Annotated in this window: 25 protein-coding genes and 1 pseudogene; 4 read left to right on the forward strand and 22 right to left on the reverse strand. The window is 45.2% G+C overall.

The annotated features are described in order from the left end of the window. Positions 1 to 252: 252 nt before the first annotated feature. The 9 genes and pseudogenes from BSAG_RS0222820 to BSAG_RS16120 form a co-directional block, all read right to left on the reverse strand. Positions 253 to 2,004 (reverse strand): annotated as a pseudogene (locus tag BSAG_RS0222820) (TraG family conjugative transposon ATPase); the annotation flags it as partial. A 15-nt stretch (positions 2,005 to 2,019) separates the two neighbouring features. Further along, positions 2,020 to 2,190 carry a DUF3875 domain-containing protein gene (locus BSAG_RS26040; RefSeq protein ID WP_004309895.1) on the reverse strand — a complete coding sequence of 57 codons (171 nt, stop codon included), beginning with the start codon at positions 2,188 to 2,190 and terminating at the stop codon, positions 2,020 to 2,022. Beyond that, positions 2,153 to 2,503: a DUF4133 domain-containing protein gene (locus BSAG_RS0222825; RefSeq protein ID WP_004309896.1), complete on the reverse strand. Its 351-nt coding sequence runs from the start codon at positions 2,501 to 2,503 to the stop codon at positions 2,153 to 2,155. The genes BSAG_RS26040 and BSAG_RS0222825 overlap by 38 nt, the downstream gene beginning before the upstream one ends. Before the next feature lie 11 nt (positions 2,504 to 2,514). Beyond that, positions 2,515 to 2,781 carry a DUF4134 domain-containing protein gene (locus BSAG_RS0222830; RefSeq protein WP_029425492.1) on the reverse strand — a complete coding sequence of 89 codons (267 nt, stop codon included), beginning with the start codon at positions 2,779 to 2,781 and terminating at the stop codon, positions 2,515 to 2,517. Positions 2,782 to 3,232: 451 nt separating this feature from the next. After that, positions 3,233 to 3,985: a hypothetical protein gene (locus BSAG_RS16140; protein WP_004309898.1), complete on the reverse strand. Its 753-nt coding sequence runs from the start codon at positions 3,983 to 3,985 to the stop codon at positions 3,233 to 3,235. Positions 3,986 to 3,989: 4 nt separating this feature from the next. Then, positions 3,990 to 4,403 (reverse strand): DUF3408 domain-containing protein, encoded by a 414-nt coding sequence (locus tag BSAG_RS16135; RefSeq protein ID WP_004312975.1) that lies wholly within the window; start codon positions 4,401 to 4,403, stop codon positions 3,990 to 3,992. Positions 4,404 to 4,414: 11 nt separating this feature from the next. Further along, positions 4,415 to 5,194, reverse strand: a complete 780-nt coding sequence (locus tag BSAG_RS16130) for a ParA family protein (protein ID WP_004309900.1) — start codon at positions 5,192 to 5,194, stop codon at positions 4,415 to 4,417. A gap of 250 nt (positions 5,195 to 5,444) precedes the next feature. Continuing rightward, a complete protein-coding gene (locus BSAG_RS16125) occupies positions 5,445 to 5,672 on the reverse strand; it encodes a hypothetical protein (RefSeq protein ID WP_004309901.1) in 228 nt (75 codons plus the stop codon). Continuing rightward, complete coding sequence (locus BSAG_RS16120) at positions 5,669 to 6,604, reverse strand: amidoligase family protein (protein ID WP_004312976.1); 936 nt, start codon at positions 6,602 to 6,604, stop codon at positions 5,669 to 5,671. Before BSAG_RS16120 ends, BSAG_RS16125 begins: the two co-directional genes overlap by 4 nt. Before the next feature lie 285 nt (positions 6,605 to 6,889). Between BSAG_RS16120 and yfcE the strand changes: the two genes are divergently transcribed. Next, the gene (gene yfcE / locus BSAG_RS16115; protein WP_004309903.1) at positions 6,890 to 7,429 is read left to right on the forward strand and encodes a phosphodiesterase; all 540 of its coding nucleotides are present in this window, start codon (positions 6,890 to 6,892) and stop codon (positions 7,427 to 7,429) included. Positions 7,430 to 8,920: 1,491 nt separating this feature from the next. Beyond that, the gene (locus BSAG_RS25175; protein ID WP_004309904.1) at positions 8,921 to 9,076 is read left to right on the forward strand and encodes a hypothetical protein; all 156 of its coding nucleotides are present in this window, start codon (positions 8,921 to 8,923) and stop codon (positions 9,074 to 9,076) included. A 303-nt stretch (positions 9,077 to 9,379) separates the two neighbouring features. On the opposite strand, the gene BSAG_RS16110 is transcribed toward BSAG_RS25175, so the two are convergent. After that, positions 9,380 to 10,219 (reverse strand): hypothetical protein, encoded by an 840-nt coding sequence (locus BSAG_RS16110; protein ID WP_004309905.1) that lies wholly within the window; start codon positions 10,217 to 10,219, stop codon positions 9,380 to 9,382. A 983-nt stretch (positions 10,220 to 11,202) separates the two neighbouring features. On the opposite strand from BSAG_RS16110, the gene BSAG_RS26165 reads away from it, so the two are divergent. Further along, positions 11,203 to 11,382, forward strand: coding sequence for an IS3 family transposase (locus BSAG_RS26165; RefSeq protein WP_029425493.1), 180 nt, complete (start codon positions 11,203 to 11,205; stop codon positions 11,380 to 11,382). A gap of 92 nt (positions 11,383 to 11,474) precedes the next feature. Here BSAG_RS26165 and BSAG_RS16105 read toward each other — a convergent pair whose 3' ends face one another. From BSAG_RS16105 to BSAG_RS16060, 12 genes are all read right to left on the reverse strand, one after another. Next, entirely contained in the window at positions 11,475 to 12,713 is a 1,239-nt protein-coding gene (locus BSAG_RS16105) for a DUF5074 domain-containing protein (RefSeq protein ID WP_004309907.1), read from the reverse strand. A gap of 32 nt (positions 12,714 to 12,745) precedes the next feature. Further along, complete coding sequence (locus BSAG_RS16100; RefSeq protein WP_004312980.1) at positions 12,746 to 15,088, reverse strand: TonB-dependent receptor; 2,343 nt, start codon at positions 15,086 to 15,088, stop codon at positions 12,746 to 12,748. Between the two features lie 18 nt (positions 15,089 to 15,106). Further along, positions 15,107 to 15,562 carry an HU family DNA-binding protein gene (locus BSAG_RS16095; protein ID WP_004312981.1) on the reverse strand — a complete coding sequence of 152 codons (456 nt, stop codon included), beginning with the start codon at positions 15,560 to 15,562 and terminating at the stop codon, positions 15,107 to 15,109. Between the two features lie 215 nt (positions 15,563 to 15,777). Then, positions 15,778 to 17,037, reverse strand: coding sequence for a DUF1302 family protein (locus tag BSAG_RS16090; protein WP_004309910.1), 1,260 nt, complete (start codon positions 17,035 to 17,037; stop codon positions 15,778 to 15,780). Next, positions 17,037 to 17,822 carry an outer membrane lipoprotein-sorting protein gene (locus tag BSAG_RS16085; RefSeq protein ID WP_004309911.1) on the reverse strand — a complete coding sequence of 262 codons (786 nt, stop codon included), beginning with the start codon at positions 17,820 to 17,822 and terminating at the stop codon, positions 17,037 to 17,039. The genes BSAG_RS16090 and BSAG_RS16085 overlap by 1 nt, the downstream gene beginning before the upstream one ends. Positions 17,823 to 17,861: 39 nt before the next feature. After that, entirely contained in the window at positions 17,862 to 19,604 is a 1,743-nt protein-coding gene (locus BSAG_RS16080; protein ID WP_004309912.1) for an ABC transporter ATP-binding protein, read from the reverse strand. 18 nt (positions 19,605 to 19,622) lie between these two features. Beyond that, positions 19,623 to 21,377, reverse strand: a complete 1,755-nt coding sequence (locus BSAG_RS16075) for an ABC transporter ATP-binding protein (RefSeq protein WP_004312982.1) — start codon at positions 21,375 to 21,377, stop codon at positions 19,623 to 19,625. Between the two features lies 1 nt (position 21,378). Further along, positions 21,379 to 23,745 (reverse strand): efflux RND transporter permease subunit, encoded by a 2,367-nt coding sequence (locus BSAG_RS16070; protein ID WP_004309914.1) that lies wholly within the window; start codon positions 23,743 to 23,745, stop codon positions 21,379 to 21,381. Positions 23,746 to 23,958: 213 nt separating this feature from the next. After that, positions 23,959 to 24,774: a zinc transporter ZupT gene (gene zupT, locus BSAG_RS16065; protein WP_004309915.1), complete on the reverse strand. Its 816-nt coding sequence runs from the start codon at positions 24,772 to 24,774 to the stop codon at positions 23,959 to 23,961. 114 nt (positions 24,775 to 24,888) lie between these two features. Further along, complete coding sequence (locus BSAG_RS0222840; RefSeq protein WP_004309916.1) at positions 24,889 to 25,119, reverse strand: hypothetical protein; 231 nt, start codon at positions 25,117 to 25,119, stop codon at positions 24,889 to 24,891. A gap of 56 nt (positions 25,120 to 25,175) precedes the next feature. After that, positions 25,176 to 25,409 carry a hypothetical protein gene (locus tag BSAG_RS24005; RefSeq protein ID WP_004318707.1) on the reverse strand — a complete coding sequence of 78 codons (234 nt, stop codon included), beginning with the start codon at positions 25,407 to 25,409 and terminating at the stop codon, positions 25,176 to 25,178. Beyond that, a complete protein-coding gene (locus BSAG_RS16060) occupies positions 25,406 to 26,032 on the reverse strand; it encodes a TetR/AcrR family transcriptional regulator (RefSeq protein WP_004309917.1) in 627 nt (208 codons plus the stop codon). The genes BSAG_RS24005 and BSAG_RS16060 overlap by 4 nt, the downstream gene beginning before the upstream one ends. Positions 26,033 to 26,291: 259 nt before the next feature. On the opposite strand from BSAG_RS16060, the gene BSAG_RS25180 reads away from it, so the two are divergent. Continuing rightward, positions 26,292 to 26,453, forward strand: a complete 162-nt coding sequence (locus BSAG_RS25180) for a hypothetical protein (protein ID WP_004318703.1) — start codon at positions 26,292 to 26,294, stop codon at positions 26,451 to 26,453. The last annotated feature ends 173 nt before the right edge of the window (positions 26,454 to 26,626 follow it).

Raw genomic sequence — 26,626 nt, forward strand, 5'->3', positions numbered from 1 at the left:
CGATACAACGAGTTTAGCTATCTTACGTTGCAGGTACAGCCGAATACCGCTTGGACTATCATTTAATCAGTATGGATTTTATCCTTTGTCTATCATTTCATCCTACCATTCAGTCGCAACTTGATAGCTAATTGACTCATGGCTTTTCCTACATGCTACACTCCCCATCGTCTTTCGTTGAATGGATAAGTAGGTGGATGATAGGTCATTTCAATGTACTCTTGCCTAATTCCTTGCTAAAGGAATAGTTATTTATGCAGCCTTGACGGGCGCACCCTTAATTTCGTCAATTTCAAATACCACAAAACGCTTGTTCAAGAGGTCGAGCTGCTCGTCGGAGTTCAGCAGATAATCGTACTCTCCACCACGATAATAAGGAGCCAATACATTCAGAAAGTTAGTGAGATCGAAATCCTTCTCGCGGTAATGCTTCTCCTCCAGTATTCCACGGAACTCTCCCTGTACGAACTCGTAGAAAGTATTAAAGGAAGGAACCAGCTCATTGTCCTCCTTTATCTTTTCAAGGAACAGGTTAACCGCCATTGAGAGTGCTACTTCCTCGGCACGGGTAATGACTTCCGTATCCCTTTTCCAGAGCGACATGATCAGCGTTTTAATGGACTCTTTCTTTTCCAGGTCAAAGACCTTGTCTTCGGTGAAAAATGGATTAAAAGCTATCGGATGTTTTTCACTATACGTATAATATATGCCATCCTCACCGTTTGTGCGCTGGTGAATCAGGTCACATAATCCCTTGTAACTGTTACCGATGTCGATCAATATAATGTGGGTATTCTGTTCCCAATACTGTCTCACAAGATGGTTCATAAAAAATGACTTGCCCGAACCGGAAGGCCCGATGACCAGCTTGTTACGGTTGGTTGTAATACCACGACGCATCGGTTCGTCCGAAATATCCAGATGCAGGGGCTTCCCGTTTGTCCGGTCTGCCATCTTGATACCGAATGGCGACAGGGAATCCGCATAGTTCGTCTCTTCCGTAAAGAAGCAGACTCCCTGTTCGACGAAAGTGAAAAAGGACTCCTCGGAAGGGAAATCGCCCTCGCCTCCCGGAATACCTGCCCAATACAAGGCAGGTGCGTCAATGGTATTATAACGGGGCTTGCATCCCATCAGGGCCAGAGCAGAACCGGTATCGTTCTTTATCACCTTGAGCTTCTCCCGGCTGTCCGACCATGCCATGACATTGCAATGGCAACGGATGGCGGTCAGCCCGAAGGAATGCGCCTCGTCCAGGTAGGCATCAATCCACTGCTTGTTAAGTTGGTTGGCTCGGCTGTATTTGGAAAGCGAGTGCATGTTGCGTGCCGTCTTCTCAAAGCGTTGCAGGATTTCTGCCGAATCATCGATGAACAGGAACTGGTTGTAAATATGGTTACAGGAGAGCATTAGCCCCACCGGAGCGGCAAAACTTAGACGGCAGTCGCTGCGGTCGGTGGAGTATTTCTCATACCGGGTATCCGTCTGGACGGAACCGGGAAGATCATCCACATCGGAAAGCGTATGTACGCAGAGGATATCATCCCCGATGCGCATCTCCGACGCGCTCATCTGTATATCCTTCAGTGTGGTCGTGTCCTGCTGCGAAAGAGAAAAATACTTTTCAATCAATCCGGCCTGCTGCGGTGTGCCGACTATCTCATCGGTGGTCAACCGCTCCAGACGGATAAAGGCCGAGTCATTCAGGATGCGCTCGAACTGGTCGACACTCTCCAAAAACAGGCTGACCGTTTCTTTGTCCCGGACTTCCTTCGGAATTATATTCCCCCGGCAGAGGATGGAGAAATTGCTCTGGCTGCGGCTGCGTTCCTTAGTCGTCTTGGTGATAAACAGGTAAGAGAAATGATTTAGGAAAGGCCGTTCATTAAAATGAAGTTCGAAAGAACGGTCCAAAAAACTCATCCCGTCTTTCTGCGTGTCGGCCTTGTAATTTTCTTTCAGAAACCAGTCCTGGCGGTGTACTATCGTATAATTCGGCAGTACCTTGACTGCCTTTGTTCATGTGCCGTGCATGGATGCATAATCTGCGGAAGTGACCGTGAACAGCTCCGGAAGAAAGACCTTGAAGCCGATGGTCACGTCCGCGTCTTTGGAGAGAATGCACCCTTCCTCCACGGACAGGATTGGAAACTTACTTTCCAGCGTTGCGGCTTTTAATATATTTCTCATGAATGCGTTTTTTAAATAAGGAAGATATACGTTTGCGATTGATGATATAGGACGGGTGGTACTTGACTGCGGCCAGCTTCATCAAGCCGTTGGGACCATACTTCTTGTTCAGGTGGAACACCCCGAAGATCAGAGAGAAAGCGGAGAGGACACCGAAACCGATACAGAACCACCGGTCAATACCTATCATATAGAAGATGACGAACAGCAGGAAAATGGCCAGCAAGCCCCCGACAAAAAAGTACAGGTATTGTGCCTGCAAGCCGTTGAATTCCACGTTGCGTCCGATTCCCTTGTTGATATTGTATTCCATAGCCTGCTATATTACAGGAAGAAGGAACGAAGGACTGTCGCCGCGACGATGAGGAAGACGCAGGCTCCAAACCAGCTCCCGGCGGTTTTACCGGTGTCGGGGTCGCCGCTACTGAACTTCGAATATACCTTAATGGCACCTATCAGCCCCACAATAGCCCCTGCCGCATATATCAACTTGGTGGCGGGGTCAAAATAACCGGTAAGCATGGATGTGGCCTTTGTTATACCGGCACTTCCGTCCCCTTCGGCATAGGCACTCAGGGTGGAAACAGCTATTCATGCGATAAGAGCAACCGTCTTTTTAAAATGTCTTTTCATATACAATCTAATTTTTTAATGTGAATAAAAACCTTGTTTCAAACAAACCGCAGGAAGTTTCCTGCCTGCGGATTTGTCCTTGCAACCACGATGTCTTTTTAGGATCAACCTGAGTCATAGTAACCAATCATAGATACCTCCGTTTTTAAGGGGTTAATCACTCTTTTAATGTTCGCTCCGGTAAAGGGTAAGGATCAACCGGAATCATAGAAGCCTCTCATATATCTATATCTTCCTTTTAACAGGTTATACACTACGTTTCAAGAACCCGTCCTGCCCGGATCAACCGGAGTCAAAGAAATCTATCATGCTTTTTCGTCTTTTTAGGTTATACATTCTGTTTTAAAACTCGCTGCACCCGGATCAACCGGAATCATAATACTGTCTCATATTCCTTACTTGTTCTATTTTATTGGGGCACATGCTCCGTAATATCAAATTCCCGGAGAATGTCGTCCCTATTCTTTCCAGTCAATAAATGGGGTTCACCCCGGTCTACATACAAACGCATATAGCGTTTCAGTTTATCGCTGCTTCCCAAGACGCTCGCCTGCAGTACCCTTTCCATGTTCGTGCCTTCCAGCTTTTGGAAAGTCTGCCGGGCCTGTTCCTGTTCCGCTTCCGTAAGTTCGTCCGATGCCATTGCTTTCTCAATCATATCCATATCGTCAAAGGTGACACCGGTTGCCCGGTGGGGATTGCTCCGCTGTACGTATCCCGTAATCTCGTAGCGTTCGGGAATCTCCTCTTTTTCTTCACCGGAAGAAGGAGAGGGCTCCTGCATATAATCAATTTCAGGATAATTCAGTTTTTGAAAAAGAGCCGGAACTTCCGGGAATTTCGTATTCTTATCAAGGGGTTCGTGTACTCGGAGAACCGGCTCTGTTTTCTTTTCGGGAGTAAAGGTATCACTCTTTTCTATGCCTGATTCAGGCTGTCCGCTATTGTCATCTATTGTCAGTGAATGTCGCATTTGGTATCGGCTTTTGCCTATTATTCCCGCCTGAGACGGAGCAATTGCCGGATGGATGGCGGCAGGTGCAGTCCGACGTTCCTTCTTGTCCTTTCTGCCTCTCCATGTGAAAATGCTGCCTGTATGCACATACTTTTCAATGCTCAGGTAAGAGGCATAGATGAACAGGATAATAAAAAGGTATTCCATGTCCTTATGATTTTAGTGATTGGTAATACTTCTCCAGCACAGCGTTTATCAATCCGCCGTTCTCTTCGAAATGATGTGCCAGCACCTGGTTTACAAAACCGGCTACGGTCACCTCGCCACGTCCCACCGCCCATACCAAGGAAGAGATGCGGCGATGCAGGTTGGCATCGATATGCAATGATTTACGGGATTTGGTCCTGACCGTATTCAGGAAGGATGCCCTGTAAGCGTCGATTTCCCCGGTGGTAAAGACCGGAGCTTCGCTACTCCCGGCAATCTCCTCTGCCGTATCCTCCGGCTTAGGGGATACACTCGTTGCAGGGGAGTCCGGTCGTATCGTCCCTTTCCTGGCGACAATATCCAATATGGCCTTCTCATCAATGCTCCGAGGGTCAAATTTCTTTTTTCCGCTGTCCATAATTCCTTTTATTATAAGGTATGGGAGGCATCCAGATGTGTTACGGCACATAACTCCTCTATCAGTTCACAGAGACCCGAACCTTTTATCTGGCGGTTGTCGGGAGGGAACAGTGTGGAACGGAAGATACTGTTCTTCAGGGAGCTCAACTCCTTGTTATAGCGTTTGGTATCCGGTATCCGTGACTCCAGCAGGTGTAACTCCGCTTTTTGTATGACACGGTTCCAGGACTCGTAGCTTTCTGTCCGTTCACGCTTGTCGACCATGTTCCAGAAAAGATAGATGCCTTTCAGGTTACAGTTGTGCCTGGCAATCAGTTCTTCCTCCACCACCTCGGCAAACTGGAGGGAACTCTGCATGACGACATTATCGGCCTTTAGGGGGATGAAAATGTAATCTATTGCGGAAATGGTATGGACAACCCCTTCGCTGCGGAGGGTTCCCGGAAGGTCGAACAGTACGACATCAAAGACGGCATCCTGCTCTTCGATGTAGCGGTACAGGTCTTCTATCGCTTTCTCCGGATTGCTTTTGATTACCGGATAGGAACGTTTCCGGATTTGTTCATGCTGCCGGTAGAGGACCACTTTGAGAAAATCACTTTCCTGCACGCTTTCTATGTCCCGGTCACGCATCCGGGAGATGCTGTGCTGGGGGGAGTCGCAATCCACGACACCCACCTTCAAACCTTTCTGGTAGTGAAGGATACTGGCCACCAGAACTGTGAAGGCAGACTTTCCGACTCCTCCTTTCTGGCTGGCAAAGGCAATTAATAACGGTTCTTTTTTCATACGCTTTCTTTATATAATCAGATAAAAATATAATGCTGTAAAACTGTAATGCTTATAATTGTATATCGTTCTACACTGCAAAAGAAAGGAATGCCGGGAAAAGATGAAATACCCTGTCACGGATAGTCATGGATAGTCAGGAATTGACAGGAGGAAACGCCGTCAGGCAGACAGGAAAGGTTGCAATGAAAAAAGAAAAATCCCTGCCTCATCTTTGAAGCAGGGACTAATAATAAAGGAGCGATACCGGTTACCGGACGTAACCGGCGGCTTGCAAGTCCGTCAGGAAATGTTCAGGGGTATCGGTGGCAACTGACACGCCATGCAGCTCCCCGTAACGCCGGGCAAAGTTCTCCATATACTCCTGATCCGTGCAATCATAGTCGAACCGGCTCCCCTCACGGAGCAGCCGGACGAACTCTTCCGGGCTGGCGGCGGTTATCTGACCGCCATCCAGCAAATGATAAGTCTGTATCATACCGCTAACTTTTTAGTTCTAAGTTTAAAAAATAATTTCTGTTTCCCGTCCAGGAAGGGTAACTCCTCCAATGTCATCCGGCTGGGAAGGCTGGATCTTTTCGCAAAGGTAATTAATCCGTTCAAGAACCGGATCCAATTCTCCATCTTTGTGAAATTGGTCGTACCGGAATGCTGGCGGAACTCAACGGTCCGGTGCCTGGAATAAGCCTCAAAATTGACCTTGTGGTACCGGTCATTATTAAAGACCTCCCGCAGGCCGTCTATCGTCCTTACCGATTTGATTCTCTCGTCGGAAACACCGGAGAGGGTTTTGCAGTAGGTATTGTTCCGGCGTGTCCTTGGCATAAAGGCATCAATCAGGTGTTCGAGATGCTTGTAGGTCAAAGTCAGATTCTTCCAGGTGTCCAGATTGAAACCAGCCGCATCCATATGGACATGGAACCCGCAACTGTCATTCACTTTTGCATTACAGATGTCAAGCACCCAGCATACCGTTTCCAGCTCTTTCAGGCCATTCTCACCCACCAGTATCGGGCTGACCAGCTCGAAAGTATTATTTCCCTGCAGGCTGCTGTCCGTCACCAGCTTCCAATGATCCCTGGTCGTGTGGTTATAACCCTCAACGGCAACATGGATACCGGCCTCCCTCAATTCGCGTGCCAGTCTTTCCATATTACAGTTATAGGCTTCAATCTCAATACCGAACTTGTGGGTGAAGGTGTAATCCATCAGGGTGGTTGCTGCCCTGTTCAGCAAGACTCCACCTTCTCTTTCAAGCATTTTCTTCTCAACATTATATACAAAACCATAGTTGCCACGTGTCACCAAATCGGCAATTTCCCTGCGCGTCAGGCCCAGACGGAGCAGCTGCTCAATCTTGCTCGTCTTGGTGGTACTCTGTTCTAAGATATTTCTAACTTGTTCGTTCATAGCTTTTTATCCTTTATTATTATACCACTAAGGTAGCATAATAAACCCACATGTCATAGTATTAGAAGCCTTATTGTCAGACTGTTAGCTTAGTTTAGCTAAGGCTAAATACCCTTATTTTATGTATCCGATTATAACATTGCAGCAATCTACAAGGACAGCAATACAGCAATCTACAGTTCAGGGAACCTGTCTTTTTTTCTCATCGTTTCCCCGGTTAGGGAGATTAGATAATTATGCTTATTTTTGTGCTGCAAAAACTTAACCCGTAACGAATAGATTATGATGAAATACCTGATTGTGTCCGACATACATGGCTCGTTACCGGCACTGGAACAAGTGCTGGCATTTTACAGGGAGCAGCAATGCGGAATGCTTTGTATTTTGGGAGATATCCTGAATTATGGTCCCCGGAACGGGATACCTCAAGGACTTGACCCGAAAGGGATCGCAGAACGTCTCAATGCGATGGCCGGTGAGATTGTCGCCATCCGTGGAAACTGTGATTCGGAGGTGGACCAGATGCTGCTGGACTTTCCCATCCTGTCCGATTACACCCTGTTGGTGGATAATGGAAAACGTTTCTTTCTCACCCACGGACATATCTACAATGAGGACAGACTGCCGAAGGGAAGGTTCGATTGTCTTTTTTATGGTCACACCCACCGGTGGAAACTTGAACGGACTGAGCATACAGCGGTCTGCAATACCGGCTCCATCACTTTCCCGAAGGACGGGAACATGCCAACATTCGCTATTTACTGTGACGGTACGGTATCCGTTCACCGGCTGGACGGCAGCAGGCTCAAGGAACTTTCTCTCTGATGGGGAATGTATAATAACAGCCTATTATAATTGTAGCCTTTTATAATTGCTTATCCATTATACAAATATAGCAATATCCAAAACGCCAATTATTCAGTTGTCACTGTGTAACATTCCAAGAGACTACAGATATAATAGTATTCGGATTATCCGATTATCAAAATATTCAGTTCTCTGAATATTCAATTATCACGAAAAAGAAGCCATCTGATGTGTCGGATAATCGTAGAATGCTCTACTATTACAGGAAGCTACAGCCTATTCCGCCTCCGGAATATTGGTAAAAAACGCCAACTTTCCTGAAGAAGCAGACCGAAATCGGGAGAGGTTGCCATCGGGAGGGAGGCACCAGTCGGGGCAATCTACAGTTCTACTTAAAAACGTTGTCCCCGTAGAGGGGACAGCAAGTTGTGTTTTCGTTTAACGAAAACCGGACGGTTTAACGGCATATTCCGCCGCCAAACCGTTCCTCAGAATATAGCTCCAGAGTCGCAAATTCAGCCAGAAAGAAACTGCATGTTGCAAGAGTTATTTATTGATATCTTCCTTTAAAGACTTGATTCTTTTATTATTAATCATTCTTCCCGGCTTGATTGAACTAAAAATAAAAAATAACTGTTACCCCAATTCCAATTGCAATGAATTTGGTTTTGGCATTTATCATCTTTAGTAGCTGTAATACATCCTTCTAAACTCTTCCCCTTGGTCTTGTTGGTCTGGTAACATGTTTGGATGGTCCCTACCAGAACTTATAGTTAAAGTAAAAACGGAATTGTTTTTTGTAATATCCCTTACAAAAAATAGGAAGTCCCAAATTAGATTCTGAATAATTAATTTTAAAGGCATTCTTTATGTCATCTAAAGAATTAAAAAATAGATTGCTATCTCCTTTTGTATCATCAGAAATAAGATATAATGTGATAATTGATTTTTGTAATATTTCTGTGTCTTTAGGGGAAAAACTTTGAAGACTTAACTATATCCTGTATTTTACAGGAAAGTATAAATTTGGACTGTGAACTAGAAATAAATTAGGGGATCTTTTTATTGGGGAGAACGTATGAACTGGTATATATTGGTATTGATAATTGACGTACCAGCTGTGCATCTGTCCATTTTCTATCTCGGTAGCGATATACAAGGTTGGAAGATGAATACAGAAGGGGTTGCACAAATGAGAAGAATTTAGTGGCTATACTGTTTTCGCTGTGCTGTATGCTGGCGGGAAGGATACTCCTTTTGGGAAAGTAGAAAGATAAAAGGCAGTCGGGCACTAGAGATAAAAAGTGAGAGGAGCTCCATAGAACGGAAGCTCTCCTCTTTTATTTTTTTATTTTGTACTAAGTTATAAGATTCCGGCTTGTCACAAGCAAGAATAATATAAGCAGATTCCTGTTTCACAACAGATATCTATGCCGCAAAGATACATGAAATATATATTAACACAATGATTTAACGGGTTTTGTTGGGGAAGCTGTCTGTGACGGGGGAATGGACGCTAAGGTGCTTGACATACTGGAGAACTGCTTCGAGTGGAACAGGGACAGGAAACTGATACGGAAAATAAGGAAAGAGGTGGAGGACTTCGAGCGTTGGACGGAAATGAAGGCGGCAGAAATGCTGCGTGCCAAGAGGCAGCAAAAATAAATCTCATTTATATCATATTATGCAATATACAAAGCTGATAAAATATTCAAAAAAAAATATTTTATCAGCTTTCAAATAATGAATTACTACATAACCTACATTAAGAAGTGCATTAGTATATAGAAAGTAGTGAATATACACTAGTTACGATAAGCCGAGTTTTTTTTACTAAAGATGGTGGCGAAGATTCTTGTTTCATTACTTCTCTGTCATCGAAATATGAAGTTAAAAACATAATTGTCAAAATCAACAAACGTGTATACTGTTTTATAATTAATATAATTAAGGTTAATACTGAATACGTTAAAAGTCAAAAGTGCCATGTTTATAAGAGGACCGGGAAGGTTTATAATAATCCTCACCCGGGGTCTGGGGTTGTATAAAATCTTGTCTGAATATTTCTGTAGGATTATCTGTAATTAAATCTGCATCATGGGTATATATGTTAAAATAGCACTCTGGATCTGTTTTTTGGTTATATGGTCCTTCTCCCACAAAAGAAAATTTGTAAAAACCAATTTTTTCTCCGTCTTTTCTGACTGTAAGGAACCAGACATTACCACTACTTATCGTTTTAAATCTCAATCCGTTTAATGATGAATAAGTTTCCTCTATAAACTGGCCATTCAAATATGTCTGTTTTTTACAAGTAAAAGGTGACTCAAATCTACCACCTTCAGCTGGTAGAATAAAAGGATTCTGTTCCGAATGGATTTTATACACAAATGTCAACTTTCCTTTATCTATAATTAGTGGAATTTTTTCTACTTTTATGCCATTAATAGTAGAGTAAGAAATCTGTAAATCAGCATTCAAAATTTTATCTTCTTTATTAATATTTGAGGTTATATTTAATACTACCTGATCGCCCTCCACTTTTGTTTCTATATCAGAAAAAAGAGTTTTATCAAATTCTACCGAAACATCCCTGGGAATAATCGGAACCTCTGAACTTAAAACATCATCTATTAATGTTTTTTTTATAATCGTAATCGTAATAATACGTTTCTCTCCAAGACAGCTAAACGGTTTGGATGCGTCCTTACTTGTTAATACTTGATACTCTGTTTTTCTATTGTTTTCCTCTTTTTGACAGGATAACAATGCTAAAGAAATAAACAAAAGAATAAATACCTTTCTCATATTAATGCAAATTAGTTACTATAAATAAAAGTAATATTTAATATTGTTGAAACCTCAACATCTGATACAAACTCTTTTGCGGAATCAACAAATTCATTTTTACTATTATAAGATAATTGAACAACAAGTATTTTGTTTTGAGAGCTTTATTTTGACCATTATCTTTTTTATCTTATTGGTATGATTATAAAACATATACTACAATTCTGGAAGAAGAATTGAATGTCCTTATAATGCAAAAGCTTTTTTACTAGATAAAATCAATAATATCATATTGTAAATATAAGGCTAAATCTGTATTTTACAGTTATAAAAAAAAACTTTAAATCTAACAAATAAATTTATATATGTATTATAATCAAATTCTTAAGATTAAAGTATCCGGAATTATCTAACATAAAACTAACATTTATATTTTAAAATAGAATCAGCTCACAAGCTATTTCTAGCTAAGCATTTCCGGTACCGTGAATGATGATTTCGGTCTGGTTACCGGTGCGTCAGTCTTCGTAAAAGGTACAAGCAACGGTTGTATCACCGACTGCATTAGCTAATGTATCTTCCGAAGAAACCTTGGTCATTTCATTCATTGGTTATCAAACACAAGAAGTTCCGGTAAACAATTAGCGGAAGTTTTTCATCAACTTAAGAGAGGGCTCACAACAACTGCAAGAAGTAGTGGTAATGGCAATGGGTTATGGTGATGTCCGCTGCAAACACCTAACAGGTTCTATCGTTAAAGCAGACATCAAGTTATTTGGGGATATTCCTAAAAAAATAAAATGTAAGAGGGTGCACTTCATCTTGAACAAGTATATGACATGCTCGATAAAGCATTTGATAAGTGTGATAACCTTGACGGACTCGTACTTCATTCTGATCAAGGTTAGCAATACCAACACTTCGGATATCGGAAAAGGCTTGAAGAGCATCATATAATTCAAAGTATGTCGAGAAAGGGAAACTGTCTGGACAACTCTATGATGGAGAATTTTTTCAGAATTATGAAATCTGAACTTCTATACGCTGAAAAGTTCGAGTCTCCGGAAGACTTCACAAAGGCTTTGGAAGGATATATAGATTATTATAATAATAAAAGAATTAAGTCCCGGTTAAAAGGAAAGAGTCCAGTACAATACCGAACTCTTTCTATAACTGGATAGTGTTTAACCAGTCCAAATTTTTGGGGTCACTTCATCAGTCGGACACCCTCTTTATTTTTGGAAGGAGGCTATCCCGAACTCGCGTTATAAGTTTAGTTGCCGAACCACTCTATAGCCATGGGATTTCCTATGGTGGTTATCATAGGAATAGGATTAATCTTATCTGTCTGAGGATTGAGATAATAGATGCCTTTTGTTGTCGTTGAAGCATTGGCGATTGCCAAACCGTCTTTATATTTAGACACTAACACGCCATAGCCATTGGACAAATCCAATCCTTCTATTTTCTTCATCTTCTGATTGTATAAATCAAAGACTACAGCTCGGCTCGCTATAGCGCCATGTCCCGTTTCTCCTGGTTTGTAATAACCGGGAATATCAATGTATCCGTAGGCTTTGCCATTGGCTGCATAACAAATTGAAGCGGCAAAACCAGCTACTTTCTCTTCTCCTTCGATAGAAGCTCCGGTTATCGTCCAATGGTATGTTGGATCAAAGTCTGTTTCTCCTTTCTTAATCCGAAGTATGCCGGCCTTATGACCTGCCACCATTCCGAAGTTCCCGAGACAAGAAATGTATATATCGCCTTTTTCATCCATGAATAAAGACTTGGGGTCGATCGGACGTGTGGCTTGAGAAAAACCACTGGTTTTCTCTGAAATCATCTTGACCAACTTGTCCGTCTTGGTGTCAATGACGGCTACATCTGCTTGTTTGTAATTCTCAGGGCTTGTCCAACCTCCCACCATCTGGCTTAGACCAGCAAACACATATCCGTCACGCTCAATCATGATTCCGATGTCCGGATTATTATCTTGAATACCCAAAGAGGTCAGGTTGATCTCTCCTGTCTTCTGCATCGTTTCGGGATTAAATATGTAAATCAGTCCTAGTCCGGCAAGCGATAGATAGGCTTTTGTGGAAGATAGTTTGACAAGATTGTTGGCACTGTTATTGGCAGGCAATTGCAAGCTTCCCTCTCTTTGTAAAATTCCATTCGTGCGACGGTATTTAATCAGTTCGTTTTTGTCCATTGTCAAATGATAGCTTGGGAAGACATAGACTTCCTGACCTATTATCATAGGATAAGAACTGCCAAAGGGAACATTTATACCATTGTTGTTATTGGTAGCCATCGTCTTGCCTAATACAGGCTCATCAATGAGTTGCATATAAACCGTTCCATCCATACCTGTTGCATTGGGTAGGGCTGTTGTTAGGAGAATCTTTCCCGAACCTCCTGCAATAGGATTGTCCGGATCATTCTTGTCACATGAGTTAAGGCACAATGCAGCGAATATCGCTGCTACAAAAAATACATTCTTTTTCATTTCTTTTTTTTTGTTTAATGATTGTTAATTTGTTACTTAAATACGTATCTGAATCTGATAGTGAAGCTACGTCCGGGTAAAGGACGGTTAAACTCGCTGATCATTTTTGTATCGGTCAGGTTGTTTATTTTTCCCATAATGAAGTAGCGCCCATTGCCAAAGCTTTGCTCAAAGCCTATATTGCACGAGAGGGCTCGAGGTATGCGATGCTGCTGGAATTGGCTTTGTTCGAAGTCGTACAGATATTCTTCCACAAATGAAGCATCGGTGAATATGCGCGTATTCATCCCGCTGCCTCCGAACAGATTTTCTTTGTGAAACTCCAATCCTGCGTTTGCCATCAGATAGGGTATATTGGGCATACGGCTACCTTTGGTAGGGTTGGCAACAGTTGTATTTTGTTCATACTTACGCACATCTCGCAGATCTTGGTAAGTGGCGTTCACATAGCCATAGAGCCACCGTGTCATGTCGGCTTTCACCTCTGCTTCCATACCAAGAGTCCGCATCTCGCCGAAGTTCTGATACTGCGACTGCAAGAATCCGCCCGTAAAGCGAATCATGTCTTTGAGATGCATATAGTATCCGTTCAGTTCAATCTGTAAGTTAGGGGAGGCTTTTCCAGTTAAATCGAATAACATTCCTATGTTGACACTTATATTGCGTTCGGGAGTGAGATTGCCGGCAGGAGCTATCACGTATCCATCACCCAACAGTTCCTCTTCCGATGGAAGCCTTACATCATATCCGAACGAAGCTTTTGCCATCAGACTGGGTGTGATGCGGTAGCGAAGTGCATTGCTGATGCCGAAATCATTCTTGTGTGTGTCTATATCCTCTGCTGTCTTTACCAGGACACTTGCCATCCGCGTTTTCATCGAGTAGTAGTAATACTTGACGTTGAAAGAGTTAAGGAACTTATCGTTCGAGGTGCGATAGTCGTAATTCAAGCCTGCCACCCAACTGAACATATTGCTTGGAAAGTCGGTACGATAACCTATGACCTTGTCCTTCATCCCATCACGAGGGTTGGCATGAGCGTATTTCAGCAAAGAGTTGAAGTTTACCGAATGGTTCTCATTGACAAGATAGTTGAGATTCAATTTGTGCTGCAATTGATGCTTTTCATTCGTCAATAATGAAGCCCATTTGCCGATTTCGCCGCCGAATTCGGAAACTGCCGGATAATGCGTTCCATCCCAATGTGTGCGGTGCGAGGCGGTATCGGCAAAATGATAGTCGGTATAGATATACCCCAGCTGCCAGTCCAAGTCCAGGCCGTCTAAGAGGAAGTTTTCTTTCTCCATCTTATTGGCGAAAATAAAGGCGTTGGAATGGCTGTGTGCATGCCGGATGTTCGATTCTATCCCCTGTATATCTTTGTAAGTATGTATGAAAACGGGTTCAAACTCCACCAAGTCAAACCACCACTTCCGTGCCTTAAAGCTACCGCCGATGACTGTTTTTTTAAACTTGTCGTGATCGCGGGTTATAGTAAGCCCCTCTTGAAAAGGAGACTTCATCTTGTAGTCGTTGTCGGCATAGGTATAAAAACCTCCCAGCCCGAACTCGATTCCTTTTGGGGCAATGTTCATCTTGCTCACAACGGATGCATTGTGCGTATTGAAACTGCCGTAAGAATAGTTCACGTCCAAATATTTAGGCGGATACTCTTTGATGACAATATTGACCGCACCACCTACGGCAGAACCTCCGAACTTGGCAGGGACAACTCCTTTGTATATCTCGATGCGGTCGATCATTTCGACCGGAATATCATTGATGTCGATAAAATCGGAATTGTCGTTCATCGGATTCCCGTCAATGAAAAGCCCGATGCGTTTGCCTTCCAGTCCGCGCACCGATATGCGAGAGGTACTGCCCGTTCCACCCGTGGCACGCACGGTGATTCCGGCAGTTTTTGCCAGAATGTCTTGTACATTGTTAACCGTTCCTTGTATCTGGTTCATGCTGATAACGGATATGGGCATGGCCTGCTCCCGTAACTTACGGGCTTCGCTCTTACCCATCACTACCACCTCGTCCAACGATTTTGCTTCGGCTTTCAGGCGGATGATGATTTTTTTCCCTCTCTCTTTACCCACCGTGAGCTTGCGGGTTTGCGTGTGGTAGCCTATAAACCTTACAGTAAGCGTATAAGTGGCTGCGGGAACATCGGAAAGTAAGAACTCGCCATGCCCGTCTGTCACAATGCCCTTTTTCAGCTCTTCGATGAAGATGGTTGCGCCGGGCAGTGGTTCTTCGCCTGCATTGTCGATGACCACGCCTGCAATCCGTCCTCCACCTGTTTGGGCGGACACGCTGATACCTGTGAGCATCAGCGTGAAAAAGAAAAATAATACTTGCTGCTTCATTGTTTCTTGTTATGAATATTAAAGAGCAGAATCGGGTGCTTCGGGCAAATTTCCGGGATTCGGACTCGGTTTAGCCGATCCGGCCTCGCTTTCACGTATCACCACATGCTGTACGTTTTTTGCCTGATTGCGCATTTCGAGTTTGGGAAAAAACTGAATGCGTGGTGTTTTGAGAGTTTCGGCGGTAACGGCTTTTTCCGTTTCCACGCGTTTCCCGTTGGATACAACCTTAAATGACCCGAGGTTGGCCAGGTCAACGGTTCTGCCGCTGAGCATCTCTTCACGTACGATTTTCGCCAAGGCGGTGATGGCTGACCGCACGTCGGCACGGCTCAGGGCTGTGGCATTGACAATCCGATCCTCTAGCTGCTTGGTGGTAATCTTGTCTTGTGCAATGGGAGAGGCGTAATACATGGTTTTGCCCTTGTGTTTACCGATGCGCATCTCTTCTTTTTTTACGTTGTATAGTAACATGACTTTTGATGTTTTTGATGGTTATACTTTGAATAATTTTGCTGTTCTACTTAAACAGCTTCAGTAAACGGCTTTGATCGCTCCATTGGAACGTCTTTCACCGTTTAACTTAAACGATTCCGATTGCTTAAGTCCGCATTCTCTTTAACTGCTGTCGTATGTCTTCTTCATAATCTTTTCAAATTTTGTTTATGGTTATTAAAATGGTGTGGATCTCAAAAGCAGTATTTAGCCTTTGCCCATACTTCCGAATTGTGCTTATACGGGCCGAACATACCCTCGCTTCCTCCGAACCAGTCGTAGCCTGCCAAGAGGTGGATGTGGTCGTTCAGGGCATAGTCAGCCGTGAAACGGCTGAACCAGCCCTTGTGGTTGAGGTCGAAATAGGTGAAGTCGGAAAGCTGTAAGTTGCTGTCCAGTAACTTCTTCGACACGCAGAGCGTAAGGAGCGAATTATGGCGGGGCTGTGCGACGTAGCTTTCGTACTTGAAAATACTCTCGGAAGAGAACTGAGCCATCACTGTCCATTCATGAGGGGCATACCAGTCGGCCCCCACCAACCAATTGATGGTGTTGAATCCTTTTTGAGGGGTGGAGGCGGCTTGCTGTATGTAGCTGAAATGCTTCCCGAGGTTGAAGGCCGCTTCGCCGCGCAGCACGAACTGTCCCAAGGGCTTTGAGACATCGCCTCCGACGAATCCCATGCGGTAGTATCGGGGCGAAACCGTAAGTTGGGAGCCCGATGGTTTGTACTCGATGACGGGCATCTTGTTCCACGTATGCAGCGCGGCAAGCGAGAAGTCTACCCCCGGCAGGGCGAAAGAGAGCCTGCCCCCGTATTCTACGTTGGAGAGGCGTAGCTCGGGGCGGCTTCCCTCCGCGTCCCAGACAAGGGACCGGGGTGTTTCTTTAGGCAACACGCTCCACGGATTGGCGGCATCGGTGGGCAGCTTGTATCCTTCGAAAGTGGGAACGGCAAGCAGTTCGAGCTTTATCTTGTCGTTGAAGACGAAGAACCGCAGGGCATTGACGGGCATGCGGATGTCGTCGTAGTCTTGCGCCAAGAACTCGGTCATATCCATGGGTGAGACGAGGTCGGTGATACGTACGCCGTCGGCCGCACCCCAGATGACAAGTTGTCGCCCGAGACGAAAGCCCCAGTGCTCCTGCCGATGGTCAAGGTATGCTTCCCGCAGTTCAAAGCCGGTGCGCTCTTTCAGCAAGGCGTTGTAGGTAGCGTTGAACGAGACGAAGAGCGAAGAGCCTGCGAAGTTTTTGCCGACCTCGCCCCTGAGTCGGGTACGGGAAGACATCCAATCGTTCGGCTTTTCGGAGCGGAAGGCGTGGTAGGTGTCGACAAGGCCTTTGAGCTGCCACGACGATTCGCCCGCTCCTTGTCCCCAAACTCCATGCACGGGGCAAAACAGAAAGACCGAGAGGCAAAGCCCCGCGGAAAGACGATTGAACGCTTTCATCAGAACCTGCCTTTCTCTAACGTGGTCACGTTAAACTTGCTCTCCTCCATGGGAATGTTGTACGTCGGATTCTTGATTTCGAGAACCGTCTGATGCTCGGTTTGCACGTTGGTCATGTGCATCTTCCGGGCTACCCAGAAGCCCTCTACCTTGGCAATATCCGACATCTCGAGACGACGGTGCAGCTTGCCCATCTTGTCGTAATATTCCACCCTGACAGGTATCAGACAGTCCTGACGTATCAGGGCCGTTTTCCTGGAGTAAATATCACGCTTGTCCTTAGGCAAGGATTCCAGTTTCCAGCACTTCTGTCCGTCGACGGTTTCTTCGCCCAGGAGCGTGTGCGTATCCTCGTCCACGTTGCGGCTGCCCATGTCGTCGTAGGTAAAGTCGCTACCCATAAAGTAGTCTTGCTTGGCAGACGAACCGCTGATACGGCGCGTTTTCTTTATGGCGGGCAGATAGAGCCATTTGTCATCGTCCTTGTTTAGCTCATCATAATCCCACGTCAAGAAGCCCGTCCCCTTTACATCACCGGGATATTGGAAGAACATTATGCTCTTGCGGTCTTTCTTTTCTTTGCCCACATCGATGGAGTAGGAAATGAGCTTGCGTTCGCGCACCGCTCCGCGTTTGTTGATTAACGTCATAACCATTTCAGACCGACGGGTATCGCCGTCGGGACGGTCTTTTACCTTTTGGGCAATCTCTCTGCCCGTTTGTGCGCATGTTGTGGCAGCGAACCCCACCACAAGCATGGCTACTACTGCGATTGATCTCTTCATTTGTCCTTTTTCTTTATAATTGATTCTGATTGATTCGATTTATATTCCGGTCTCCTTCTGCCGTGCTACCATGCGGGCAAATTCGCCGTTTCGGGCAAGCAGTTCGTCGGGTGCTCCTTGTTCTGCGACGGTTCCGTCTTTCAGCACCACGATATGATGAGCGTTGGCAACGGTGCGCATACGGTGTGCGATGATGACGACGGTCTTGTTCTTGATCAACTCCGATATACCGGCCTGTATCAACGTTTCGTTCTCTACGTCCAGACTTGCCGTTGCTTCGTCCAAGAGGATGACAGGAGCATCTTTGAGAAGCGCACGGGCAATGGATATGCGTTGGCGTTCGCCTCCCGATAGCGATTCTCCGTTTTCGCCTATCAAGGTGTCGTAACCGTTGGGCAGCCGGGCGATGAACTCATCGCAACGGGCAAGACGTGCTACCGCTTTCACCTCTTCCTCGGTAGCGTCTTTCTTCCCGATTTTGATGTTGTCCATGACGGAAGCGTTGAAAAGCAACACGTCCTGAAAGACTACGGCATAGTTTTTCAAGAGCATTTCGGGATCTATTTTTGAGATGTCCCGTCCGCCAAGTGTGATCTTTCCGCCATGAATATCCCAAAAGCGGGCAGCTAATTTTGCCGAAGTGCTTTTGCCTCCCCCCGAAGGTCCCACAAGTGCCGTTACTTTGCCTTGCTTGGCAGTGAAAGAGACGTTGCGCAGCACCTGCTTGCTTGTCTCGTAAGCAAAATCGACCTTGTCAAAACAGATGTCGTAACCCTCTACCGTGCAATCCTCATCGCCTTGCTGTGCGGGCATGTCGTTCATCTCACGTATGCGGTCGATACGCACATCGAGTAGTATCAGTGTCGCCATATGGTTGAACACGTCCATGATGGGGTTGTAGATGCTGGCTACAACGAGCAGGAAGACCAAGTAAGTGAACATGTCGATGCTGCCCAAACCAAGTAAATAAGCTCCCGCAATGATAACGCTTGCCAAACCAAGTTTCAGGATAGACTGTGCACTGCCCACAAGCCCCGCTCCGAGAAATTCGCCTCGCTGCAGAGTGGCTTCATATATCTCGAGCTGTTTGTCTAAACGGTCGCAATAGGCTGCCTCTCCGTTGTACGATTTAATCTCCTGCGCCGCTTCAAGCCCTTCCTGTATCTGCTCGGTCGTATCACGCCTTACGTGATAGTACTCCTTATTAGCTTTATCCATAAGCCTTTTTCCTAAGAAGATGACCGTTGTCGCTACCGGTACGACCCCAAAGAGAGCAAGGGCCAGTTGCCAGTTGTAGAAGAACATCCCGGTGGCAATCAAGATAATGCTGATGACAGAGGCGAAGAGTTGTGGAACTGTGTGAGAGAAGAGGGTTTCCAACATGTTACAATCCTCCATCATCGTAGCGGTGAGATCCGAAAGATTCTTTTCTCCGAAGAAAGCCAAAGGCAATTTACGCAGCTTCTCGGCAATGCCAATACGACGGTTGGCACTCTCGGTATAGATTTTCGTGTAGGTGCTCTTGTACTGTATCATCGCAATCACAAAGAGTACCGTCATAAAACAGAGAGCCGTCAGCACGTAGTACCAGAGCCCGTGCGTCGTGCTGTTCCCGGCTTGGATAACAGGGTGCAGGTAATCGGTGATGAATAGAAAGATGAAGATTACCGGCAGCATCAGTGCCAGGTTGAGAAAAAGAGAAGCTATAACCCCTTTTATAAAGGTCTTTGCCCCGTCTTCCGATAAGGTGAATCTGTGTTGAAAATATTTACTAATATTCATAATGTTGTCTCCTGAGGTTTATACCGTCCATGTCACGGTTCGTTGATATTCATTCCACATGCTGTTATAGATGCCGTTTCGGGCTATCAACTCGCTGTGTGTGCCTTCTTCGGCAATCTTGCCTTGTGCTATCACCAGTATCTTGTCGGCATCCTGTACGCTAGTCAGATGATGGGCGATCATCAACACTGTCTTTCCTTTTCTCAGCTCGTGCAGGGCTTTTTGTATCAGGTGTTCGTTTTCGGGGTCGGCAAAAGCTGTTGCTTCGTCCAGGACAACAATCGGCGCATCTTTCAAGATGGCCCGGGCCAAGACAATGCGTTGCTGTTCCCCTCCCGAAAGGAATGTTCCATCTACTCCTATCTTCGTGTTCAATCCGTTGGGTAGCCGGTCGATGATCTCCCGACTTTGGGAAAGGTCTATGGCACGTTGCACGGCTTCATCACTCGCTGCCGGATTACCGTATTTGATGTTCTCCAGCAAAGAGGTCTTGAAGAGTTTTGTATTCTGGAAGACGAAAGCGATGTGGTTCATCAGGTTGTCTTTGGCAATGTTTTTCACATTTATTCCGCCAATCGTCACACTACCTGCTGATACGTCCCAAAAGCGGGGAATGAGTTGGGCAATGGTGGTCTTCCCTCCTCCCGATTGCCCCACAAGGGCAAAAGTCTTCCCTTCGGGGAGGTGGAAGCTGATACCGTCTACGGCATTTTGACCGGCATTGGGATAGGCAAACGAAACGTTCTCGAATGTCACATCGCAAGCGGTGATTTTCTCCGGATTTTCGGCTATTGGGAGTGGTTCACTACTCGTCAGGTTTTCCACCCGGCTTATGGCTTGATCTGCCAGAAACATATCTTGTTGCAGATACATCACTTTCATCACATTGGTTGCTATCACCGGAGTAATCAGCACATACAGGAACATATCGGTGATGATGGGGGCAATGTTTTCGCTTTTGTTGCCGATAAGCAATATGACTACGGGGACAAGTAGGAAAGCAAAGCTATTGATGGCCACCGTGTAGAGTGACATCGGCTTTTGCCAACCCAGCGTGTATTTGGTAACTAAATCCCGGTAGGCGATGATGCTGTCGTAAAAACGTTTGAAAGAGAATATCGTTTGCTGGAACACTTTCACCACCGAAATACCACGTACGTATTCCACCGCTTCGCTGCTCATATGCTCTTGTGCTCCGAGGTATTCATTTTGGAACGCCTTCTGAGCAGTTGTATTCATCCGTGTCATGATGAAGACAGCCGCCGTGAGGGGGATCAGGCACGCCAGACCAAGTTGCCAGTTGAAGACGAAGATCAATATTATAACCGACAGCGGGGCTATAAAACTCCCCGCCAGGTCGGGCAAGAGATGTGCGACAAACGTGTGGGTTTCAGAAGCATTTTCATCAATAATCTTACGCATCTGTCCGCTGGTATTCCGGTCGAAGAAGCCAAGCGGCATCTGCATGATTTTTCTCATAGCCGTACGTCGCATATTGGTTTCTACCCGGAACGCCGCTAAGTGCAAAAGCATCAGCCCGGCAAAGTAAATGACAAGGCCGGCAACGGCTGTGCCTACCGCCCACCATGCATAGACGTTGATAGGGATTCCTGAGGCAACGCTGCCAGTCAATAGTAGCGAGCGTACGATAAGCCAAATGAAGATGAACGGTATAAGCGAGAGCAGACCGCTTAATCCCGACAGTGTCAGGGCTATGGGCATAAGCACCTTGCGTTTGCCCATGTAAAATTGAAGTTTCTTTAATGTATTCATATTAATTGATTGTTTCATTGGTTTCTATCTCTTTCCCGAATAACCGGAACTTTTGGAATAACACGGGTGTAACGCAGAGGTCGGCCACGAGTGCCGATACGATACCCGCTACGGAGAGCAGACCCATGTGTATAAAAGAGAGGCCTTCGGAAGTCATGTAAATAGCGAAGTTCGCACATATCACGACACTGGTCAGAATGATTGGTGTCCCGATCGTACGGAACGAGCGGAGAATGGCATCCCGATAATTACCTCGACGGTCGAACTCCAAATGCCCGTGGTTGATGAAGTGAATGGTGTCGTCGACAGCCAAACCGAGGATCATCGGCATAATGGTTGCGGTCATCATATCCAACGGGTAGCCCAGCCATCCCATCAGTCCGCCGACCACCAAAGCCGGAGTGATATTGGGTATCAAACCGATAAGCCCGATGCGTACACTGCCAAAGACCAACATCATTAGGATGCCGATAATAAGGAGAGAGATGGCAAATGAAACCATCTGCCCGCGAGCCACGTACTGCATCATCACGGTAAATTGCGGAATACTACCCACTGTAGTGACAGAAGCTTCGGGGAAGAGCCTGGCGGCATTGGCTGCAATATCGTTCAACTCTCGTTCTACCTCGCCGGAGTCAAAACTGCTGATCTCCACCATCAGGCGCAAACGTCGATAGTCGTAATCGATCCAATATTCCGCTTCGCTACCGCCTGCATTCTCGTAAAGGAGCAGCAGTTGTGCCACCTCTTCCGGATTCGTCGGAATACGATAATAAGCCGCATCTCCTTCGTGCAGGGTTTGATTCAGGTCTTTTAGGATATTCAGCACTGTAGTCGTTCGCTTGGTTAGCTTATAGCCTTCGGCCTTTTGTGCCAGAGAGTCTAAGCGTACAAGCATTGCCGGCGATTTTGTCAAGCCGTCTTCGGGCAGGTCTATCATGACGTCGTAGGTGTAGATGGATCCCAGTTCGCTTTCACCTACTTCCAGCAGATTGTTTACATAGGCTATTTTACGTCCCATGGTGCGTTCTATGTCAAAGGCGGTCTCTATCTTGGTGAATTGATAAATGAGTGCTGCGGTAAGCAGCCCTGCAATCCATAGGATCAATGTGCCATGCCGGAGTACGCTTTCTCCCAAACGCCCCAGTTGATGGTCGAGCCACCGTCCGCCGGTTTCCTGCACTTTGGGATGAGGTTTGCCGTTCTTGCCAAAACTCAACAGCACGGGCATCAGTGTAATGGCAATGAAGAAAGCCAGCATCACGCACGAGGAGGTAGCGATACCAATGAACCGCATGGGCTGCATCGGAATAGCGAGAAACGACAGCAGGGCGGCAAAGGTGGTGAGTGCACTGAACAACACAGGCCAGCCCATTTCACCCACGGTCTCTTCTACGGCTCGTCGACGTTCTCCGTGTAGAAGGAATTGCCGTTTGAAATAGGAAAAGATATGTATGTTATAGGCTATCGAGACGGCAAACGCCAACAGCATAGGTATCATCATCATACCGCTGTCTATCGTCATGCCGACATATCCCAACAGTCCATACACAATCACAATTGAGCCTGCCGCCGTGATAAGTGGAACGACAACGCCCCGTAGGGAGCGTGTTATGAGTAACAAAATAAGAATGGAAACGAGTGCGGCAATGCCCATCACACGGGGCATCTCTTTGCCAATCCATTTCATCTTCATGGCGGTAACGTAGGGCAAGCCTGTGCCTTTGGGATGGAGCTTTTGGTATTTGTCTTTAGTGATGATATGCTCCAGCTCATTCCCCGTTAGCACTTCAGGAGAAACGGCATTCTTACCTTTATTCCACACTGAATCTTTAGGAAAGGTACGCAACTTGAGAATAATCCACGAGAGCGTACCATCTTTGGAGACAAGCCGCTCGGCAATATGTGGCTTCATATAGGCTTTGCGACGTATCGTTTCCAGACTTGCCGCATCAGTGGGAATAAGGTCAGGCACTATCTGCTCGATAGTCATTCCTTCTTCATTCCCTACCATAAATTCGATGTCAGTGAGCGAAGTGATTTTGTCGGCGTATGAAATGCTATCCATCATTTCGTTCGTGAGTTCGCGGATGAGCTCTAAGTTCTCTTTCATAAACGAATTGTCGCATTGGGTCAGTACGGCGGCAAAATTGTCATTGCCGAATATATCCTTGAATTCTTTGGTCTTGACAAGCATCGGGTCGTCTTCGAGGAAGTAGTTTTCCCACGAAGCACTCACCTTGAAATATCTTAACCCTGTAAATCCTATGGCGAAGACGAGGATAAACAAGCTTAGTACAAGCCATCGTTTTTGTACCATCCATCTGCCCTGACGGGCAAACCAGTCATTGATTCTTTCTATTTTCATATCGTTTGTTATTGGTAAGTTCATTCATTTCAACACATTCAGCAGCGTGACGAGAAATAGCTTTCCACTTTGGGGCTACATATGATAATGGTGACAATGTGCGTGGACACAAGAATGCTCTTTGTGGGCATCATGCACGTGACAACGGCAGGAGTGAGAAGTGTTCATATTCTTTCTTTTTTTTACTTATGTTTTTTATATTACTTAGTCTTGCTAACACAACATCAGCAGGTTGAGTGCCATAACCGCCATGCCTGCTACCAAACCATAGATAGTATGATGGTGCTTACCGTATTCTTCGGCAGCGGGTAGTAACTCATCAAGCGAGATAAATACCATGATACCGGCAATCATCCCGAAAATAACGCCGAAAACATGGTCATTGAGGAATGGTGCCAAGATAAGATAGCCGATGACGGCTCCTACCGGCTCGGCCAATCCCGATAGAAATGAAAGCCAAAAGGCCCGTTTACGATTACCTGTAGCATAATAGATCGGAACGGAGACGGAAATGCCTTCGGGTATATTATGTATGGCGATGGCACAGGCAATAGGTATAGCAATGTTTATATCCTTCAATGCTGCAAGAAACGTAACCATACCTTCCGGGAAATTGTGTATTGCCAGCACCAAGGCTGTCACTACATCGACGCGTAATAATTGAGGCTTTATTTCAGTCTTTCGTTCTTCCTTTAAGCTCATTTCTTCCACCCGATGCATTTCGTGTGGATTTTCGTAGTGAGGAATTAGCTTATCAATAAGTAGAATCAATACGATTCCCCCGAAAAAAGAAAGTGTGGAATGAAGAGTTCCGTCGTCCTTGCCATGTATATTGGCAAGAGTCTGCAAAGAAGAGGCAAACAGATTGGCGAAAGACATATAAATCATTACTGCTGTTGAAAATCCCAATGAAAGAGAAAGGAATGAAGTATTGGTGCGCTTAGCAAAAAATGCAATCGCACTGCCTATCCCTGTGGATATACCGGCAAACGATGTTAGGAAAAATGCTATAAGTACTGGTTGAGACATGGCTATGATGGATTGGAAGTTAGTGCGTCAAAAGAGAACAAAAGTTTGTTTTGTTCAGAAGCAAAGCGAGCCGCTCTTTGCAGGCGGCTCGCTCGGTAGGAGAAACAGTTAGATTTAGAAATAAGACGTTTCATGCTTTTGGCAACTAAGTTTAGTTCGGTCAGTCTGCGGATGTACGATGTTGGTACTTTGATCTTTCGTCCCAATAATTTCTTTGGGCAAAACCTTTCCGATACGGGAGACTGCCCTGCTTTGCGTAACCCATGACTCCTCGCAGAAGAAAAGCCCGTTGACTCCTTGTACGAGTGTTAATTCGTCGTTGCTGATGATGTTGATGATACTCATATGCTGATTATTATTTAGTGATTCTTCTGGAATGACTCGGCGTTCCAACTCCTGCATCAAACGAAACGCTGCCTGACAAGATTGCAGCATCTGTCCATGCAGGCTATAGGTGTGGAGTCGAGCAGAAGGTAGCTGATGCCTATTGTCTCGGAATCAAATACAAAAGAGATTCGATTGTTTACAATCGTACAATCATTTCCGCAAGGCTTGCATTGCAGACAAGACGAGAAACGGATGTTTTGATTAGTTATCTCTTGACAGACAGGATGTTTCAATAGTTCTGCCTTCATCTTTCATTCTTTACATTCATGAGTTTCTTCCATCCTCCCGTGCTAAAGCGAATATACTCACTGATGAAACACTCTATCTCTTCGCAGGAAAGTTCCTTATGTTGCACCACCTCTTTCATCATATTAATCCACCAAGAGCAGGTGAAGTGCATGAAGAACGGAGAAATATCGGTATGTAGTTCCGGATGGAGTCTTCTCATCTTTTCCATATATTCCATCCCTATTGTGGCACTCTTCTCAATCCACTCTTCCAAATAATCTTTGAGGCGAGAATGCTGCGTAGAGAAAAACAGTAAATTTAATTCACTTCGGTAACGAGTTATAATGCCCATAAGCTCCTGCAAAGATGCACGATGATATTCATCTGAGATAAATATGTCAAGGGAGAAATTCTCCGGTCGGTTGTGATCTTCCAGCATCCTGTACATAGCAGCCAAAAGAGGACGCAACACATCAACCAGTAAATCGTCCTTACAGGGATAGTAATTGTATATATTGCTCAGACCAATGCCCGACAACTTAGAAATCTCACGCATAGACACCGACTTGAAGCCCTTTTCGAAAAAAGCTTTCTGCGCTGTTTCCAGCAATAGCTTACGTATATAATCCTTCGTTGTTTGCATAGGTCAGAACATAATTCTTTATTTTATAACGCAAAATTAGTCACATATTTTTTCGGTTGCAATACCTTAAAATGATGATTTTTTTACTTACCATTCCCCATTTATGGTAATTCAGCAAATGAAATTTATAACTTTCAATATGCTACTCCTAATCATATCAAAGCTACAAATACTCACTTATTTACAATCTCTAGCACTCACTTTTTTTTGTTTACTTTTGTCTGTAAACCGCTACTGACGTCATTAAATACATAGTAATATGAGCAAAAAAATCAAAGACCAAGAAGTTCTTTTGGTCAAAGATCAGAAGGACGATAGCCTCCGAGCCGTAGTCGGAGCAGATGGGAAAAGCGGACTGAAGTTGCATTCTTTCAAAGTCTCCTTTGAGAGTGTCGTTGCCAGCGTGCATGTATACCAATAGACGATTACTCACTACCAATATAAGGAAAAGTTGCATGCAAATGAAATTTATCATACGCCATGCAACTTTGGAGCCAATTCATAAGAAGAGGAGCTAACGGAGAAAAAGAACTTTTTCAGTGCCCTCAGATTTCGGGCTTCCTTTTTTATTTACCTTCAACAACTCCAAATATT

Origin of the sequence: Bacteroides sp. D1 (assembly GCF_000157095.2) — a bacterium.
GTDB classification, from domain to species: Bacteria; Bacteroidota; Bacteroidia; order Bacteroidales; family Bacteroidaceae; genus Bacteroides; species Bacteroides xylanisolvens.